The following is a 17,913-nucleotide window of genomic DNA, read 5'->3' as shown; positions in this document are numbered from 1 at the left end:
AATGAAAGACGAACGCGACCTCAGCGAACTTATTGAAATCATTCCTGACGCGGCTCTTGTTGTCAATCAACAGGGCATTATTGTTTTGGTCAATCAGCTGGCCGCGTCAATGTTCCAGTATCCACACAATGAGCTGCTAGGTTCGCAATTAGATAACTTACTTCCCGAAGGTATCCGGGCGCAACACAAATCCCATGTTGGACAGTTTTTTAATTCGCAAAAGAACCGACCTATGGGTCGCGGCTTTCGTTTTTTAGGTCAGCGCAAAAACGGTGATACCTTTCACGTTGATATCATGCTCAGCCACGTTACCGTAAAAAGTGAGTCATTCGCCATTGCCTTTATTCGCGATGCAAGCCAGAACCGTGAAACAGAAGAGAAAATTCGGCGTCAGCTCGAGCTTGAACGGCAACAAGCGCTCACGGATTTTTTAACCGGTGTTGGTAATCGCCGGGCGTTTTACCAGGAACTGGCCGCGGATATTGAAGAGCTGAAACTTGGCCATCATACATTCAGTGTTGCCTTGATTGATCTGGACAATTTTAAACGCTTGAATGACACCCTTGGTCACGATACCGGCGACAGAGCTCTGCAAGCTATTGCCAATGGCATTTGCGTAGCTACGCGAGGCACTGATTTTGTGGCTCGGATTGGTGGCGATGAGTTTGCGAGCATTCATCCGGGAGCCAGCTTAGAGGATAGTCTGGTGATTCTGGAGCGCGCGCGCGAGCAGGTTCTTAAAGTCAGTGCTGAAAATGACTGGGAACTGAGTGTGTCTATTGGTATTTGCCACTGCGCTGATGCTGATTTGGCTGTGCGAGGGGAATGTACCGTCGAAGCTATTTTGCGAGTCGCGGATGCCGCAATGTATCAAGGCAAACGCTCGGGCAAAAATCAGATCACCGCTGCGCAGCTGACGCTTTGATATTCGAAGCAAAGGACTTTAAAGCTTGCAGTGACATAGGCTTAGCATACAGATAGCCTTGTACTTCCTGGCAGCCTTCATTAGCTAAATAACGTGCCTGCTGCTGACTTTCCACACCTTCGGCGACCACTCGAAGTTGTAATGCTTTTGCCATAGCTAAAATGGTTTTGACTAACCGTGCGTCATGCGCATTGCTGGCGATATCACGGACGAAGCTTTGGTCAATCTTAAGCTCCTGTATCGGTAGCAGACGCAAGGTGCTGAGTGATGAGTAACCTGTGCCAAAATCATCCAACGACACCTGCACGCCACGCTCACGTAGTACCTGAAGCACATTCTTCACGCCTTCCAGATTTAATAATGCTGAGGTTTCGGTGAGTTCTAGTTCAACCACTGACCAGTCATCCTTAGGTAACTCCGCCAGATTGTGTAAAAAACGCTGCGAGCTTTGGTTGGTGTTGAAATCTGCCGCCGAGACGTTAAATGAAACCCGTGGAATTGGCCGATAAAGTAATTCTGCTTGCAGCAGCTCGCTGATTGCGGTCTGCATAATAAAGTCCGTAATTTCACAGATAAGACCGTGTTTTTCTGCCAGGGGAATAAATACGTCGGGTGGAATGAGCCCCTTTTCCGGGTGATGCCAGCGCGCTAAGACCTCAACGCCACTGATACTGTGGTCATCGAGTCGGAATTGCGGCTGGTAAACCACGCTAAGTTTCTTATTGGCGATGGCAGCTTTCAGGTCAAATAGCAACTTAGTGCGCTTAGAGGCATGCTCACCGTATTCTGTCTTATAAACCCGTAGCCGGTTACTGCCCATTGATTTCGCTTCTTCAAGGGCGGTCAGCGCGCAATCGATGAGCGCTTCGCCGGTTTTTGCATCGGTAGGGAAGCGGGCAAGGCCAAAGCAAGCGGAAAGTGCTGAACCGGGCAATTCGGGTATGCTAATGGTCTGGATCAACTGTTGTAGATGTTGCACCTGTGGCAGAACCTGGTCAGGCCAGGCGGTGACAGGCATTGCTATCGCAAATTCATCAGCACCAAAACGGCTCAGTAAAACACGTTGCTTGAAGTGATCCCGTAATAGTGAGGCAACGCTCTGTAAAAAACGGTCGCCGACGTCACTGCCTGCCGTACTGTTGAGTTGCTTGAAACCGTCAATATTGAGAACCACGAGGGCCAGACTCTGGTCGTTGTCATCAGCGAACTCGATTTCGCTGGCAAGCTCGCGCCCAAACATATGTCGGTTCAGCAGCCGTGTCAGACTATCCCGCTCAGATAAGTTACGCTCGCGCTCAAGCGCCGATTTTGACAGCCAATAAAGGATACCGGCGGTTAAGATAACGTACGCCCAGCCCTTAAGTGTCTGGAATTCGGTGAGTAAGTTGGAGTCTGCGGCAAACGCGAGCAAAATCTGGTCCGAGAATCGAATCCAAACTAAACCCAGTACTAAATAACAAATTGCTATGAACGCAGCGACACGGCGCGGTGACATAACTGTCTGTACTCCTTTGCTCAATAACTCCTCAGTCGTGAAGCTACTTAGTTAAACCATAGCAAGGAGTACAGAAATTACCAATTATTTAACTTTTTAAATACGTTTTATGGAAATTCAAATGGTCCTCGATAAAGCTCGCAATGAAATAGTAGCTATGATCATAACCTTCCTGCAGTCGTAACTGGGCTATCAGGTCATGTTTTTCTGCGGCTTCCTGTAAGGTGGTGAAGTTAAGCTGCTCGGCCAGGAAGTTATCAGCACCGCCTTGATCGACCAGTAATGGCGGGCATTTCTTGCCGTCACGGATAAGTTCTACGGCGTCGTACTGGCGCCATAGCTCGCGATCCGAGCCGAGGTATCCTGTGAAGGCTTTATGACCCCAGGGGCATGCCGTTGGATGCGCAATGGGGGCAAAGGCGGAGACGCTGGCAAAACGCCCGGTTTCGCGCAGTGCCATGACCAAAGCGCCGTGACCTCCCATGGAATGTCCGCTAATACTCATCTGGCCATTCAGTGGCAGAGCGTCTGTCACCAGGTTAAGTAACTCTTTGCTGATGTAGTCATACATCTGGTAGTGCTTGGCCCAGGGCTGCTGAGTCGCATTGACGTAGAAACCGGCACCTTTCCCGAAATCATAGGTATCATCATCAGCGACCTGTTCACCGCGCGGGCTGGTATCGGGAATGATCAGCGCCAGGCCGAGCTGCGCGGCAACCCGTTGTGCACCGGCTTTGCTGCTAAAGTTTTCATCGTTGCAGGTCAGCCCAGACAGCCACAGTACCGAGGCAACCCGATCTTTGCGCAGCGCTTGCGGCGGCAGGTAGACGCTGAACTGCATGGTGCAGTTCAGCATTTGGGAAACGTGTTCATAGCGGCGCTGCTCGCCGTTGAAGCAACGTACACTGCTTACTAACTTTAAGTTTGCTGGTGTCATGGTCAGCCTCGCTTAGTTATCGAAGTGAATCACCGAACGAATGGATTTACCTTCGTGCATGAGCTCAAATGCTTTATTGATATCCTCAAGCCCCATGGTGTGGGTGATAAAGGTACTGAGCTTAAACTCACCATCAAGATAGCGCTGTACATAGTCAGGTAACTGGCTGCGACCTTTGACGCCGCCAAACGCACTGCCGCGCCAGACGCGACCGGTGACCAACTGGAAGGGGCGGGTGGATATCTCTTCGCCGGCACCGGCGACACCGATAATGACCGACTCGCCCCAACCTTTGTGGCAGCACTCGAGCGCGGAACGCATGACTTTGACGTTGCCGATACACTCAAACGAGAAATCTACGCCGCCATCGGTCATTTCGACAATGACTTCCTGAATCGGCTTTTCGTGATCCTGCGGATTGACGCAGTCGGTGGCGCCCAGCTGACGGGCGATGTCGAATTTGCTCTCGTTAATATCGATAGCAATGATACGACTGGCCTTTGCCATTACCGCGCCAATAATGACCGACAGGCCGATGCCGCCTAAGCCAAAGACCGCGACGGTATCGCCTTCTTGCACGTTGGCAGTGTTCTTCACTGCGCCCATGCCGGTGGTGACGCCACAGCCGAGCAGGCAAACCTCTTCCAGCGGAGCTTCTTTACTGACTTTCGCCAGAGCGATCTCCGGAACCACGGTGCGTTCTGCGAAGGTGGAGGTGCCCATGTAATGGTAAATCGGCTTGCCGTTCTTCGAGAAACGCGTGGTGCCGTCTGGCATTAAGCCCCGACCCTGGGTACTGCGGATGGCCTGGCATAAATTGGTTTTGCCCGACTTGCAGAATTTACACTCGCCACATTCTGGGGTGTAAAGCGGGATAACATGATCCCCCACTTCTACGGAGGTTACGCCTTCACCGACAGCTTCGACAATGCCGCCACCTTCGTGGCCCAGGATCGCAGGGAAAATACCCTCAGGATCGGCCCCTGACAGAGTATAGGCATCCGTATGACATACGCCCGTGGCAACAATGCGAACCAGAACTTCACCTTTTTGTGGCGGCATCAGGTCGACTTCTTCAATACTCAGAGGTTCGCCTGGAGCCCAAGCGACAGCTGCTCGAGTTTTAATCATTTCCATGATGTCATCCTTTTAGTTTGTTTATACGTCGTGTGGTTATGGTACACCCTACGAAGTTTGATACCAAAAAGAACAAAAAAAAAGCCGCTCCGAAGAGCGGCTTGAAGGCAGAATAAAAAGTTGGATTTACAGCGGATTTCCGTTGCTGTCCAGCTTAGTCACAGTACCAAGGTTGAGTGAGCGCACTTCGTCTTCAATCAGACTCAGGTCGCCGATGATCACCCAGGTTAATGCGTTAGGACGTAAGACGTCGTCTGCAGTGCCACGAATCGTTTCGACTTCAAGTGAGCGAATGCGCTGGCCGTAATTTTCTAGCCAGGTCATGTCCTTGCCTTTTTCCAGGGTGTTGACGATAGAACCAAGCAATGCTGCTTTGGTTTCGTATGCACCTGGAAGCTTCGCCGTTTTGTTCGAGATGACTTTCTCAAGTTCTTCATCAGTTGCCGGATTCCCACCTAAGTAACCTTCGAATTCTTTCAGGATTTCCTGAATCGATTCTTTGGTTTTGTCGGTTTGAACCGGAGCCGTTGCCAGCATCATGCCTGCTTCATCAGCTGCATACCAACTTGAACGCGCACCGTAAGACCAACCTTTGTCTTCGCGCAGGTTCATGTTCAGACGACTGGTGAAACTACCACCAAGGATGGTGTTCATTACGTCAACGGCTTCCGCGTTATCAGCATTGCTTGAAGGCGCTAAATGGCCAGCAATGATAGTTGACTGCGGGGTACCTGGTTGATCGATGAGGTACACGCGCGCTTCTTGCTGCGGCTCAACTGCAGTGAATTGCTTCTCTGGAGCGGCAGTAGCAGGGCTAGTCCATTCACCGAGGTACTGTTCAAGCAATGGCTTAATTTCAGCTTCGGTGGTGGCGCCAACGATCACTAACCGTGAAATGTCCGGACGTAACCAGGTTTCAGCATGCTCAACCAGGTCAGCACGAGTAAGTGAGTTGATCGATGCTTCAGTGCCAGATCCGGTGAAAGGCACGCTGTAGGCGTGATTATCACCGAAAATCAGCTGCGGCAGTACGCGGAAGGCTTGCGAGGTAGGCTGTGCTTTCTCTTTCTTGATACTTTCAATCCAGAGACCACGCTTGCGCTCGATCTCTTCTTCTGAGAACGCTGGGTTCATCAACACGTCGGCCATGATGTCCAGGCTTGGCACCAGGCTGGTGACCAGGGTATCCATGCTTACCGTTGAATTATCAAGGCTGGCACTGGCGTACAGGTTGGTACCTAATGACTCAAGCTCTTTGCTTAGTTCCAGGCTATCACGCGAGGTCGTACCTTCACGTAACATGCTCATGGTGTAGCTGGCCGTACCGACTTTGCCACCAAAATCTGAGGCGTAGCCGCTGTCGATCACCAGACGCATTTGTACCGTAGGTACGTCATGGCGCTCGGCTAACGCAACTTCTAAACCATTGGACAGGGTAAAGGTGGTCAGTTCCGGCAGCTCCAGTTGTGGCAATTCACCAACTTCTGGCAGTTCTGAGCGATCCGCTTGGGCTGCAATGGTGGTGTAGTTAGGTTGTGGAACTACGTTGAGGACAAAGGCACCATCACTTAACCAGCGCTCTGCAGCCGCTTGCACTTTTGCAGGAGTTGCTGCTTTCAGGTGCTCCATTGATTGCTCATAGTAGCCCGGGTCACCGTGGTAAACTTCACCGGCAGCCAGAATGTCTGATTTACCGCCAAAACCACCAATACGTTCTGCGCCGCGTACGAAGCCAGCAACAGTACTGAACTTAGTACGTTCCAGTTCTTCTGCGGTGGGGCCTTCTGCAATGATTTTCGCAACTTCTTCATCAATGATCGCTTCGATACGATCCATGTCGACGCCAGGTTTGGCATCAGCAATGATAAAGAACTGACCTGCCAGCACACGCTCGTAGTTAAAGCCTGAGACCATGCTCGCAATTTGCTCATCATAAACCAGACGCTGGTACAGACGTGAGTTCTTACCACTGGCAAGAATATCTACTAATAAACCGAGGTAATCGGAGTCAGCAGTACCCATTTCGGCCGTGTTCCACAACTTGTAAAGACGTGCAGCAGGAACATTGTCTTCCATGGTTGCACGCTTGGTGCCTTCGCGCTTGGCCACCCAGCTGTTGAGTTTCTTCAGTGGTTTACCGGCTTCGATATCACCAAAGTACTTATTCATTTTCTGCTTGGCAGTTTCAACGTCAATGTCACCGGCCAATACCACGACCGCATTGGCTGCGCCGTAGTAGTCGTTAAACCATTGATGCACGTCATCCAGTGACGCTGCATTTAAATCTTCCATTGAACCGATCACTGACCAGGAGTAGGGGTGACCTTCAGGGAAGGTTTGTTCGGCCAGGAAACCGAACACACGGCCATACGGCTGCGCTTCGCCCTGACGTTTTTCGTTTTGTACAACGCCGCGCTGCTCATCAAGCTTTTCCTGGGTTACTGCGCCAAGCAAGTGGCCCATACGGTCGGATTCCATCCACAGCGCCATGTCTAACGCCGGAGTAGGAACGTTCTGGAAATAGTTAGTACGGTCACTGTTGGTGGTACCGTTCATGTCGGTTGCACCGGCACGTTCAAACGGACCGAAGTACTCGTCGTCGTAGTTTTCGGTACCGTTAAACATTAAGTGTTCGAACAAATGGGCGAAACCGGTCTGGCCTTCGCTTTCATCTTTTGAGCCAACGCCATACCAGACGTTGACGGCAACGATGGGGGCTTTACGGTCTTCATGAACGACAACGGTTAAGCCGTTATCCAGGGTAAAAGTTTCGTAGCTGATATCAACATCAGGCAAATTCTGTTGTTGCTGCGCGGTGACAGCATTATTCGCTGACGTTTGTTGTGCGGTTGCCTGGCAACCGCCAAGTAGAACTGTAGCAACGGCCATGGCCGTCAATGTTTTGGATAATCGCATAGCTATCTTCCGTTTTTAGTGTTTTAACGTTTCGATAATACTTCAGTGACCGGTTGTTGTAACTTTGTGAAAGGCAGAAAAATGTAACAAGATTGGTCAATCGGTTACAACGCTTCCAATTACCCAGTGGATCAAGGATAATTGCCGGCTGTTATCAGGCAAATGAAGAATTTTAGTGTGGGACAAACAACCATTATAGCCATCGCTGGTGCCTCAGCGTCAGGTAAAAGCTTATTTGCATCAACTGTTTATCAAGAACTGGTTGCCGAACTCGGCGGTAAGGGTATCGCTATCCTCGCAGAAGATGCTTACTACCGCGATCAAAGTCATCTGACGTTCGAGCAACGCCAACTGACGAACTACGACCATCCATCAGCTTTCGAGCATGAGTTGTTAGTGGAACACCTGGAACAGTTGCGCACAGGTGAGCCGGTGGAGATGCCGCAGTACAGCTATAAAACACACACCCGCACCGAAGAAACCATCAAAATTCAGCCTGGCCGTGTCATCATGGTTGAAGGGATCTTGTTGCTCCACGATCCACATTTGCGTAAGTTATTCGATATCTCGGTGTTTATGGACACGCCACTTGATGTGTGTTTGTTACGACGCGTTACCCGGGATGTAGAAGAGCGGGGCCGCACCATCCAGTCCGTCGCCGAGCAGTATGAGGAAACGGTTCGCCCTGCATTTTTTGAATTTATTTTGCCATCAAAACAGTTTGCTGATTTAGTGGTGACTCGCGGCGGTCAGAATGAGATTGCCATTGACCTTATAAAATCGAAAATCCGTCAGTTATTGGCGGAATAAGAACTAACAACAACACGGTCTAATCTATGAATAGTTTTCTCGGCATCGCCATATTGTTCCTTATCGCTTTTATTTTTTCCAATAGCCGAAAAAATATTCGCTGGCGCACAGTAGGCGGTGCGTTTGCCATTCAAGTTGCCCTTGGTGCTTTTGTTCTATACGTGCCCTTTGGGCAGGACGTGCTTTTTGCCGTCGCCTCTGGGGTGGCGAAGATTATTGCCTTCACCGGTGCCGGTATAGATTTTATGTTCGGTGGCCTGGCGTCCGCTGACTTTGGTTTCGTATTCGCCATTCAGGTGTTAAGCGTCATTGTCTTTTTCTCGTCATTAATTTCCGTACTCTACTACCTTGGCATCATGAAGTGGATCATCAAGATCCTCGGTGGTTCACTGCATAAAATCATCGGTAGCAGCCGTCCCGAATCTATGTCGGCAGCGGCTAATATCTTTGTTGGTCAGACCGAAGCACCGATGATGGTACGTCCATTTATTCGCAGCATGACGCGCTCAGAGCTATTTGCCGTCATGGTCGGTGGTATGTGCTCGGTATCGGGCTCAGTGCTGGCAGGTTATGCCGGCGTCGGTGTTGAGCTCAAATACTTAATCGCAGCAAGCTTCATGGCCGCTCCGGCGGGTCTGATGATGGCGAAAATGATTATGCCAGAGCTGGATAAGCCGCGCGAAGATATCGAAAATATTATTGACGGCACAGATGCCCAGAAAGCCGGTGATATTGAAGTCGAAGACCGTGCGGTCAACGTTATTGATGCGGCCGCGGCCGGTGCTTCCAGTGGTGTGCAACTCGCCATCAACGTTGGTGCCATGCTGATTGCCTTCGTTGCATTAATCGCGCTAATCAACGGAATTTTTGGTTGGGTCGGCAGTTGGTTTGGCTATCCCGACTTATCGTTACAGGAACTCTTTGGTTATGTATTCCAGCCGATTGCTTACGTACTTGGCGTAAGCTGGGACGAAGCCCAGCTGGCGGGTAGCTTCATTGGCCAGAAGCTGGTCATCAACGAGTTTGTTGCCTACCTCGACTTTGTCAATTACAAAGACCAGCTTAGTGCGCACAGTCAGGTGATTATTACCTTCGTGTTGTGTGGCTTCGCTAACTTTTCATCGATTGCCATTCTGCTGGGTGGTCTCGGTGGTATGGCACCAAGTCGCCGCCACGACATCGCCCGACTCGGTATGCGTGCGTTGCTCGCGGCAACTCTGGCGAACATGATGAGCGCCGCCATCGCGGGCTTTTTCTTTAGCATCTCTTAGCCTAAGACTGTCCCTGATGAGATAGAAGCCCGCTGTTGCGGGCTTTTTTGTATGTAGCGAACTGAAGCCTAGCGAAAAATAATTGACTAGCAAAGTTAACAAATGGTACCAATAAAGCAACACTATAATAAGATATGTTAAGGATAGGTTCATGCAGAAAAGGATCTTCACTGCAGGTTGCTTGTGGTGTGCACAGGCACAGGCGGGAGCGCTTGGCGCCATTGGTGATGTCACCACCGAGACCTCTGGTGCGGTTACTGTACAAGGATGGATATGCGTGCCAACGCATACCCCGGCGCAAGAGGTTGTACTTGCTGCAGCGTACGCAAACGCATCATAGCAGCGGCTTGTTAAAGCGTGAAAGTTGGAATGCGCCGAATCGCTTTGTTGAGTTTAACAACTATGTGCGCGGTATTCCCACCAGCATTACCTTACCGCAACGCTACGGCAGTGGCACAGTAAGTGCCAGTCAAACGGTGAACGCGCGCGGTGAAGTGACGGCGGTGACGAACTTTAATAGCGCGACCACGCAGTACAGCTATGATGTGTTAGGGCGTGTGACCAGTATCACTCCGCCGAGCCCGTGGTTAGCAACGACGATAAGCTACACGGACGAGAACGGCTATCTGGTGCAAACGCAGACCCGTGGGAACTACCAAAAACGGATTGAGCACGATGCGCTGCTGCGTCCGGCATTGACCCATGAGCAAGACCTTAGCACGCAGATAAACCGTTATGTGCGCCAGCGTTTTGATGCGTACAACCAGCCGACCTTTGTGTCGTACCCGAGTCGCACCACGAGCTTGAGTGCCGGGCATACTACCAGCTACGATGGCTTGCAGCGGGTGCGGCAGGTGCGCAATACGGCAACTAATCAGGGCACGAGTTATACCTATCTAAGTGGTAACCGCGTACGGGAAACCAATGCCCGCGGTTACAGCACCACGACCACTTATCGCGGTTTCGGAGCCCCCGAGCAAAAGCTGGCGACGGTGATAAGTGCGCCAGAAGGGGTGACCACCACGCTCAGTTATAACCTGTTTGACCAACCCGTGAGTAACAGTCAAGGCGGCACTACTGAGTACCGTCGTTATGATGCCCAGCAACGGCTGTGTAAAGTGGTGCGTGATGATGTGGGTGCGACCGCCTATTACTACAACGCGGTAGGCGATTTATTGTGGCACGCTCCGGGCGCGAATGGCAGCACCGCCAGTTGTGATGCCAGTAGCGTGTATTCTACCCGGAAAATCAGTTACACCTACGATAATGTCGGTAACGTACGTCAGCAGAGCTTTCCTGATGCCACACCGACGCGCCAATACACCTTTGATGCACAAGGGCAGCTCACGCAACTAACTGCCGGCAATGCGGTGTGGTCCTATTGGTATAACACCTTGGGCTTGCTCGAGAGTGAGCAACTGAGCATTGATGGTCTGCAGTTTCTGACCGACTATGGCTACAACACCGCTGGACATCGGGTGTCGACCATTTATCCCTCGGGCCGTGTAGTAAGCTATGCGCCGAACGCCTATGGCGAGCCAACACAAGCGGGCAGCTACGCCACTAATGGGAGCTATTATGCCAATGGTATTTTGCGTGGCTACGATACAGCGAACTGGCTGACCTTTTGGCAAACACTGGATAGTCAGCAGCGACTTAAGAAACGTGAGATGTTTGGTAACAGCCACGTAGTCAACTTGAGCTACACCTATGATGCCAATCATAATATCCAAAGCATCATCGATGGCGTGAATGGCACTCATAGCGTGACGGGACTCAGTTACGATGGCCTTGACCGCTTAGTTGCTGCCACGGGGCATTGGGGCCAGGGCAGTTTTAGCTACGATAGCAACGGCAACATCATCACGCGGCAGCTTGGCAGTGCCAGCGGCACCTATCACTACGATAATGCCAAACGTCTGACACACATCAGCGGCAGCACCGCGCGTAACTTTAGTTACGATAACCGCGGCAATGTGATTAGCAACGGCCAGCGCAGCTTTAGCTTTAACCGCGCTGGGCAAATCAGCGGCTCAGGTGGCATCACCTACCGCTACGACGGCCACGGTCGCCGCGTGGCAAAGACCGTATCAGGCAGCACCACCTAAAGCTATTACAGCCAGGACGGTCAACTGCTTGGCACCTATGCCAATGGCGATTACACTGACTACTATTACCTAGGTCGTGAAATGGTCGCGCGCTACAGTGATAGCACGCAAAGCGATGCACCCGGCTACACCGGCCACGTCGAAGATGATGACCTCGGCCTCGTGTATATGCAGCAACGCTACTATGATGCCAACATTGGGCGGTTTTATTCGAATGACCCGGTCGGGTTCAAAGCCAGCAATCCGACACTGTTCAACCGCTATGCTTATGCGAATAATAATCCGTATAAGTATGTGGATCCGGATGGTGCTGAGCCCATCCCATTCTCACGAGCTGAACTGGCCGATACGCGTGCGCTTTCAAGTGGGCAAATAGGTCGGGGACAGTTTGCGAGCAGAGCCGCCGCACGTTCTGTTGCGGCGGGCGTAACGCTTCGAGCGACGCCAACTGGGCGAGCGCTATCGCTTGCTCGGATGGTGATTGGCGCTGTTTTTAATGAGTCTGGTGAAGATAAAGCTAGAGATAGAATTACAGGGTTACTTGGTAGTAACCCGAAAGGCGAGGACTTGCAAAGCGCCCCCGAGGACGGATGGGAATGGAAAGGAAACCCAAGTTCCCCAGTAGGTAGCTCTGAGGGTGCGTGGGTCAATCCAGAGTCAGGTGAGCAGATACATAACGATCTAGATACACATGAGTCTGGAACTAAGAGAGGACCCCATGTCACCTATACTGATAAAGACGGCAAACGTTGGGATTTCTTTCCTGATGAAGATAAAATAGAGAGACAGTAAAAATGGGGGAAAGCATATCTTTAGAGGACATAAAAAATTATTTCGATACTAGTATTGCCCCTTGTTCTATAGCAATCCCGAAACTTTTTTCATGGGAAAACCTTACGGAATCAAAACTAATTTCGAGATATACAACCACGGTGGGTAATATGAACGAACATGTCGCAAAAAAAGAGACTTGCAAGAGTATTGAAGCCTCTTCAGAAAGCGATGATCTGCTCTTAGAATGGTTGGACTTGAATGGTTTATCAGTTGTTGTTCGAGATTTTGCACGGGATAAAAAGTGCTTCGATAATATTTTGCAAAAAGATAGTCTAGTTATAATGGGTGAGCTTTTTTATAAATTGAGCCCTCGAGATTTAAATGCTCGGTTGAAGCTATCATTAGCAAAATCGTGGATATTTTTCGGTTTTATATTGAAAAGTGACCAGTTGGACTCCAAAGAGATGAATTTTGAAGGAATAGTTATGGGTATTCATAGACTTGATTCGTATCTAATTATCACTTAACACTGAATTAAACTATTAATCAGAGTGTTCAACATTCTGTGTCAGCCAACTTTTAGTAGGCCTATATGATCATCTGGTCGACCTTCGAAATGGATGCTCAGTTGCCACAGTGTCAGTGGAACGACCTACGACGCTCACGGCCGCCGCGTGGCAAAGACCGTATCAGGCAGCACCACCTACAGCTATTACAGCCAGGACGGTCAACTGCTTGGCACCTATGCCAATGGCGATTACACTGACTATTATTATTTAGGCCGTGAAATGGTCGCGCGCTACTTTCTCGTATGCTTACGCATCACGCCTTCTTGTGCGGTCGAGGCAACGAGCACGCCGTCACGGGTAAAGAACTGACCGCGCACCAGGCCTCGGGCACCGCAGGCCACCGGACTGTCAATCGCGTATAAAATCCAGTCATCCAGACGAAAATCTTTGTGGAACCACATGGAATGGTCGATGGTGGCCATTTGCATGTCGGGTTGCGCGAAGCTCACTCCATGGGGCTGCAGGGCCGTTGGCAAAAAGTTGAAATCAGAAGCATAAGCAAGCAGGTATTTGTGTACCCGTGAGTCATTTGGCATCTCGCCGTTGGCACGGATCCAGACATAGCGTTTAGGCTTATCAATTTTTGGTTTGAACGGATTGTTCGCCGTAACAAAACGCATCTCTATGGGCTTTTCCGAAATAAATTTATTGCGGATCTTTTCTGGGATCAGCTCTGCGTGTTCACGGTAGATGTCAATATCCGAGACTAAACCTTCAGGCCCGGGAACTTCAGGCATAGTGTCCTGGTGTTCAAAGCCAGGCTCATCGATCTGAAACGATGCCGTCATGTAAAAAATAGGCTTACCATTTTGTACGGCTTTTACCCGACGGGTCGAGAAACTTTTGCCATCACGAACATTTTCGACATCGTAAATGATAGGTTTTTGTGCGTCGCCGGGGCGTAAAAAATACGAATGGAGCGAGTGTACCTTGCGATCTTCAGGCAAGGACTCCTTAGCTGCAGAGAGCGCCTGTCCGATCACCTGACCGCCAAATACTGCGCCAAAGCCTAGATCCTGACTCTGACCCCGATAAATTCCCTGGTCAATCGTTTCTAAGCGGAGTAAATCAAGCAAATCCTGCAATACCTGGCTCATCGTTATTCCTTTTCGGTTAGCTACTGCGGCTATTATAAGGCTGCGGCAGCGGACGACAACATGTAACAGGCCAATTTATGTTATTGCTCTTCAACTGAAGCCATAACGACCTGCCGAACAGCTAAGCGTTTGGCCCGGTACATGGCATCATCTGCGTGCAAAAGGAGTTCTTCCAGCTGGTCGCCATGTCTCTCTGCCAGTGCGATACCTATACTGGCATCGATATTAAAGTTGCCTTCAGGCAGGTGAATAGGAGCCTCGAACGCATCGAATAATTTCGTTGCAATGGCCAGCGCATCGTTAGGGTTTTGCACGCGCTCAAACAGCACCACAAATTCATCACCGCCAATTCGTGCTAGGGTATCGCCGCTACGTACTTTTTGCTGCAGGCGCTTTGCAGCAGCGCGAATTACGCGGTCGCCGATGGCATGACCAAACTCATCGTTGACCTCCTTGAACTTATCCAGGTCAATGTAGGCAACTGCAACATTCTTAGATTCCGCCAGAGCTTGTTTGGCGCGGGTGTAAAATAAGCTACGGTTGGGCAACCCGGTCAACCCATCATAAAGGGCAAGTTGCTGTAATTGAGTTAGCAGAGCTTCGCGCTCCGCTTCGATCTTGCGCTGCGCCGTGACATCGCGGGCCACAGCAATGCGGATGTTATCGCTTTCCGAGTAGCGCGCCGACCAAAGTATAAAGGCACATTCACCGTTTTTGCGAATGTAGCGATTTTCAAAATCAACTTTGCCACTACCCGCCATAATTTCAGCTGCTGTTGCACGGGTCTTGGCATGGTCGTCTGGATGGATGAAATCATACATGGAATGGCCCAGCATTTCCTGAGGCGGGTAGCCAAACACCCGTTCGCCGCCTGCACTGATATAAACGAAGTGTCCTTCAGGGTCGACCACGCAGATAGCGTCCATCAGCAAGTCCATATACTGGCCTAAGGTTTCGAATATTTCGATCTTGTGGTGTGACATACCGGGCGGTTCTTAATTTAGGGTCCTGGCTAAGCGTATACCATTATCGAAGCAAATAGCTAAAAGAAGCCAAACTATTGTTGTATCAGCGCGTTACTGAGTTGATCTTTGTGATTATACGTCCCATAGTGAATATAAATAAGTGCTATGGCTGAACCGCAATTTTGCGGCTAAGCTTAGAGGATGTATCGTTTTAAGAAGGAGTAAGCTATGTCGAGCAACGACAGCTTGAAGACGTTAAGCACATTAGAAGTCAATGGTAAAACCTATCACTACCACAGCCTGCCTAAGGCTGCTGAGAAGCTCTCGGGGATTGGTGATGTGGATAAATTACCAACGTCCATGAAAGTGTTATTAGAAAACCTGCTACGTAACGAAGATGGCGACACCGTCGTTCCGGACGATATTGAAGCCGTCGCGCATTGGTTGAAAGAACGCAAATCCGACCGTGAGATCCAGTACCGTCCGGCGCGCGTGTTGATGCAGGACTTTACCGGTGTACCAGCGATTGTCGATTTAGCGGCAATGCGTGATGCAGTCGCTAAAGCGGGTGAGGACCCGGAACAGATTAATCCTTTATCTGCCGTCGATTTGGTCATTGACCACTCGGTGATGGTGGATAAATTCGCAACCCCAGAAGCCTTTAAAGAAAACGTCCGCATTGAAATGGAGCGTAACTTTGAGCGCTATCAGTTCTTACGCTGGGGCCAGAGCGCGTTTGATAATTTCCGTGTGGTTCCGCCAGGCACCGGTATTTGCCATCAGGTCAACTTAGAGTACCTGGCAAAAGTTGCCTGGACCAAAGAGCAAGACGACAAAACCTATGTCATGCCCGATACGCTGGTAGGTACAGATTCCCATACCACCATGATCAACGGTCTGGGCGTATTAGGCTGGGGCGTAGGTGGTATCGAAGCTGAGGCGGCCATGCTTGGTCAGCCAATTTCGATGCTGATCCCGGAAGTTATCGGTTTCCGCATGACTGGTAAATTACCAGAGGGTGTGACCGCCACGGATTTAGTACTGACAGTAACGCAAATGCTGCGTAAACATGGCGTGGTAGGTAAATTTGTCGAATTTTACGGTCCGGGTCTGGATAATCTGCCATTAGCGGATCGTGCAACTATTGCGAATATGGCGCCCGAGTACGGCGCGACCTGTGGTTTCTTCCCGGTGGATCAGGAAACGCTGCGTTACCTTGAACTCTCTGGTCGCGAACAAGAAACCATCGATTTGGTTGAAGCCTACAGCAAAGCACAAGGTATGTGGCGTGAAACTGGCAAGGAGCCTATGTTCACCGACTCACTCGACCTTGATTTAGGTACCGTAAGTGCTGCATTAGCAGGACCTAAACGTCCTCAGGATCTGGTTGCTATGCCGGAACTGGGTGCGAACTTTGATTTAATACTCGAGCAATCAGGACAGGCGAACGAAAAAGACAAGAAAGTACAGGTACCGGGTAAGGATTACACCTTGTCTCACGGTGACGTTGTTATTGCTGCGATCACATCCTGTACCAACACCTCGAACCCGAGTGTGTTAATGGCGGCGGGACTGGTTGCGAAGAAAGCCGTTGAGAAAGGCATGATGCGTAAACCATGGGTGAAGTCGTCGCTGGCACCCGGTTCAAAAGTGGTCACCGATTACCTCGACAAAGCTGGCTTTACCCCGGCCCTGAACGAATTAGGGTTTCACCTGGTAGGTTACGGTTGCACCACCTGTATCGGTAACTCAGGTCCTCTGCCAGAAGAAATTAGTGAAGCTATAAAAGAAGGTAACTTGACGGTTTCCTCAGTACTTTCCGGTAACCGTAACTTTGAAGGTCGGGTGCACTCTGAAGTGCAGGCCAACTGGCTGGCGTCACCACCTTTAGTGGTCGCCTATGCGCTGGCAGGTACGACGCGTATCGATTTAAGTAAAGATCCGCTGGGCGAAGACCAGGACGGTAATCCGGTTTACCTGAAAGACATTTGGCCAAGCAGCAAAGAGATCGCGGAAGCGGTCAGCTTTGTCGATGGTGAAATGTTCCGTCGTGAATATGGCGAAGTCTTTAAGGGTGATGAAGAATGGCGCGACATTCCAATCGGTGAAGGTAAAACTTACAATTGGAGTGACGATTCAACCTATGTGAAGAATCCGCCGTATTTCACCGAAATTGATAAGCCGTTGCATGAAATGAGTAACATCAAGGATGCGCGCGTACTTGCGGTCTTTGCTGACTCCATTACCACGGACCATATTTCACCAGCGGGTTCAATTAAGCCTGATTCTCCGGCTGGAAAATACTTGCAGGAGAATGGCGTCGAACCTAAAGACTTTAACTCTTATGGCTCTCGCCGTGGTAACCATGAAGTGATGATGCGCGGTACCTTCGCTAACATTCGGATCAAAAACCAGATGCTCGATGATGTCGAAGGTGGTTACACTGTTCATGTGCCTTCTGGTGAACAGATGTCTATCTATGACGCTGCTATGAAGTATCAGCAAGACGATACGCCGCTGGTGGTGCTTGCCGGTAAAGAATACGGTACAGGCTCCAGCCGTGACTGGGCGGCTAAAGGTACCACCTTGCTTGGCGTGAAAGCTGTGTTGGCCGAAAGTTTTGAGCGTATCCATCGCTCCAATCTGGTCGGCATGGGCGTACTGCCGCTGCAGTTCGACGAAAACGAAAGCGTGCAGGCGCATGGTTTAGACGGTACTGAGCAACTCTCAATTGAGGGAATCGACAGCAGCCTGAAACCGGGCCAGATGCTCAAAGTTACAGCCAAGAAAGAGGATGGCTCTGAGGTCACGTTTGAAGTGAAATGTCGTATCGACACTAACAACGAACTGCAGTACTACAAAAACGGTGGTATTTTGCATTACGTGTTACGTCAGATGCTGGACTAATA

At 50.3% G+C, this 17,913-nt stretch carries 14 protein-coding genes; 8 read left to right on the top strand and 6 right to left on the bottom strand.

The window, feature by feature from the left end:
* Position 1 precedes the first annotated feature (1 nt).
* Complete coding sequence (locus J6J28_RS07125; RefSeq protein WP_301720682.1) at positions 2-925, top strand: sensor domain-containing diguanylate cyclase; 924 nt, start codon at positions 2-4, stop codon at positions 923-925.
* On the opposite strand, the gene J6J28_RS07120 is transcribed toward J6J28_RS07125, so the two are convergent.
* The 4 genes from J6J28_RS07120 to J6J28_RS07105 all read right to left on the bottom strand — a co-directional run bounded on the left by J6J28_RS07120 (position 900) and on the right by J6J28_RS07105 (position 7,410).
* The gene (locus J6J28_RS07120; RefSeq protein ID WP_301720681.1) at positions 900-2,420 is read right to left on the bottom strand and encodes a putative bifunctional diguanylate cyclase/phosphodiesterase; all 1,521 of its coding nucleotides are present in this window, start codon (positions 2,418-2,420) and stop codon (positions 900-902) included. The two genes, J6J28_RS07125 and J6J28_RS07120, sit on opposite strands and share 26 nt — an antisense overlap.
* 88 nt (positions 2,421-2,508) lie before the next feature.
* On the bottom strand, positions 2,509-3,357 hold the full coding sequence (gene fghA / locus J6J28_RS07115; RefSeq protein ID WP_301720680.1) for an S-formylglutathione hydrolase: 849 nt from the start codon (positions 3,355-3,357) through the stop codon (positions 2,509-2,511).
* Between the two features lie 12 nt (positions 3,358-3,369).
* A complete protein-coding gene (locus tag J6J28_RS07110; protein WP_301720679.1) occupies positions 3,370-4,494 on the bottom strand; it encodes an S-(hydroxymethyl)glutathione dehydrogenase/class III alcohol dehydrogenase in 1,125 nt (374 codons plus the stop codon).
* A 126-nt stretch (positions 4,495-4,620) separates the two neighbouring features.
* On the bottom strand, positions 4,621-7,410 hold the full coding sequence (locus tag J6J28_RS07105) for a M16 family metallopeptidase (protein ID WP_301720678.1): 2,790 nt from the start codon (positions 7,408-7,410) through the stop codon (positions 4,621-4,623).
* 177 nt (positions 7,411-7,587) lie between these two features.
* Between J6J28_RS07105 and udk the strand changes: the two genes are divergently transcribed.
* The 6 genes from udk (at position 7,588) to J6J28_RS07075 (ending at position 12,900) form a co-directional block, all read left to right on the top strand.
* The gene (gene udk / locus J6J28_RS07100; RefSeq protein WP_301720677.1) at positions 7,588-8,220 is read left to right on the top strand and encodes a uridine kinase; all 633 of its coding nucleotides are present in this window, start codon (positions 7,588-7,590) and stop codon (positions 8,218-8,220) included.
* A gap of 26 nt (positions 8,221-8,246) precedes the next feature.
* The gene (locus J6J28_RS07095; protein WP_301720676.1) at positions 8,247-9,491 is read left to right on the top strand and encodes a NupC/NupG family nucleoside CNT transporter; all 1,245 of its coding nucleotides are present in this window, start codon (positions 8,247-8,249) and stop codon (positions 9,489-9,491) included.
* Between the two features lie 151 nt (positions 9,492-9,642).
* Complete coding sequence (locus J6J28_RS07090) at positions 9,643-9,831, top strand: hypothetical protein (RefSeq protein WP_301720675.1); 189 nt, start codon at positions 9,643-9,645, stop codon at positions 9,829-9,831.
* Positions 9,803-11,599, top strand: coding sequence for an RHS repeat domain-containing protein (locus tag J6J28_RS07085; protein WP_301720673.1), 1,797 nt, complete (start codon positions 9,803-9,805; stop codon positions 11,597-11,599). The genes J6J28_RS07090 and J6J28_RS07085 overlap by 29 nt, the downstream gene beginning before the upstream one ends.
* Positions 11,600-11,680: 81 nt before the next feature.
* Positions 11,681-12,391, top strand: coding sequence for an RHS repeat-associated core domain-containing protein (locus tag J6J28_RS07080; RefSeq protein WP_301720672.1), 711 nt, complete (start codon positions 11,681-11,683; stop codon positions 12,389-12,391).
* 149 nt (positions 12,392-12,540) lie between these two features.
* Positions 12,541-12,900: a hypothetical protein gene (locus tag J6J28_RS07075; RefSeq protein WP_301720668.1), complete on the top strand. Its 360-nt coding sequence runs from the start codon at positions 12,541-12,543 to the stop codon at positions 12,898-12,900.
* 272 nt (positions 12,901-13,172) lie between these two features.
* Here the strand turns inward: J6J28_RS07075 and tesB are convergent, their stop codons facing one another.
* Positions 13,173-14,039 (bottom strand): acyl-CoA thioesterase II, encoded by an 867-nt coding sequence (gene tesB, locus J6J28_RS07070; protein WP_301720667.1) that lies wholly within the window; start codon positions 14,037-14,039, stop codon positions 13,173-13,175.
* Positions 14,040-14,119: 80 nt separating this feature from the next.
* Entirely contained in the window at positions 14,120-15,022 is a 903-nt protein-coding gene (locus J6J28_RS07065) for a sensor domain-containing protein (protein ID WP_301720666.1), read from the bottom strand.
* A gap of 210 nt (positions 15,023-15,232) precedes the next feature.
* Between J6J28_RS07065 and acnA the strand changes: the two genes are divergently transcribed.
* Positions 15,233-17,911: an aconitate hydratase AcnA gene (gene acnA / locus J6J28_RS07060; protein WP_301720664.1), complete on the top strand. Its 2,679-nt coding sequence runs from the start codon at positions 15,233-15,235 to the stop codon at positions 17,909-17,911.
* Positions 17,912-17,913 lie beyond the last annotated feature (2 nt).

Origin of the sequence: Pseudidiomarina terrestris (genome assembly GCF_030466375.1) — a bacterium.
In the GTDB taxonomy this organism is placed as follows: Bacteria; Pseudomonadota; Gammaproteobacteria; order Enterobacterales; family Alteromonadaceae; genus Pseudidiomarina; species Pseudidiomarina terrestris.
Note: the sequence above shows the minus strand (reverse complement) of the source record. Positions and strands in the feature narration are given on the sequence as shown.

Bases quoted from the DNA above. Each gene is read 5' to 3' on its own strand.
- J6J28_RS07125 (WP_301720682.1), top strand. From the start codon at position 2: ATGAAAGACGAACGCGACCTCAGCGAACTTATTGAAATCATTCCTGAC.
- J6J28_RS07120 (WP_301720681.1), bottom strand. From the start codon at position 2,420: ATGTCACCGCGCCGTGTCGCTGCGTTCATAGCAATTTGTTATTTAGTA.
- fghA (WP_301720680.1), bottom strand. From the start codon at position 3,357: ATGACACCAGCAAACTTAAAGTTAGTAAGCAGTGTACGTTGCTTCAAC.
- J6J28_RS07110 (WP_301720679.1), bottom strand. From the start codon at position 4,494: ATGGAAATGATTAAAACTCGAGCAGCTGTCGCTTGGGCTCCAGGCGAA.
- J6J28_RS07105 (WP_301720678.1), bottom strand. From the start codon at position 7,410: ATGCGATTATCCAAAACATTGACGGCCATGGCCGTTGCTACAGTTCTA.
- J6J28_RS07095 (WP_301720676.1), top strand. From the start codon at position 8,247: ATGAATAGTTTTCTCGGCATCGCCATATTGTTCCTTATCGCTTTTATT.
- J6J28_RS07090 (WP_301720675.1), top strand. From the start codon at position 9,643: ATGCAGAAAAGGATCTTCACTGCAGGTTGCTTGTGGTGTGCACAGGCA.
- J6J28_RS07080 (WP_301720672.1), top strand. From the start codon at position 11,681: ATGGTCGCGCGCTACAGTGATAGCACGCAAAGCGATGCACCCGGCTAC.
- J6J28_RS07075 (WP_301720668.1), top strand. From the start codon at position 12,541: ATGAACGAACATGTCGCAAAAAAAGAGACTTGCAAGAGTATTGAAGCC.
- tesB (WP_301720667.1), bottom strand. From the start codon at position 14,039: ATGAGCCAGGTATTGCAGGATTTGCTTGATTTACTCCGCTTAGAAACG.
- J6J28_RS07065 (WP_301720666.1), bottom strand. From the start codon at position 15,022: ATGTCACACCACAAGATCGAAATATTCGAAACCTTAGGCCAGTATATG.
- acnA (WP_301720664.1), top strand. From the start codon at position 15,233: ATGTCGAGCAACGACAGCTTGAAGACGTTAAGCACATTAGAAGTCAAT.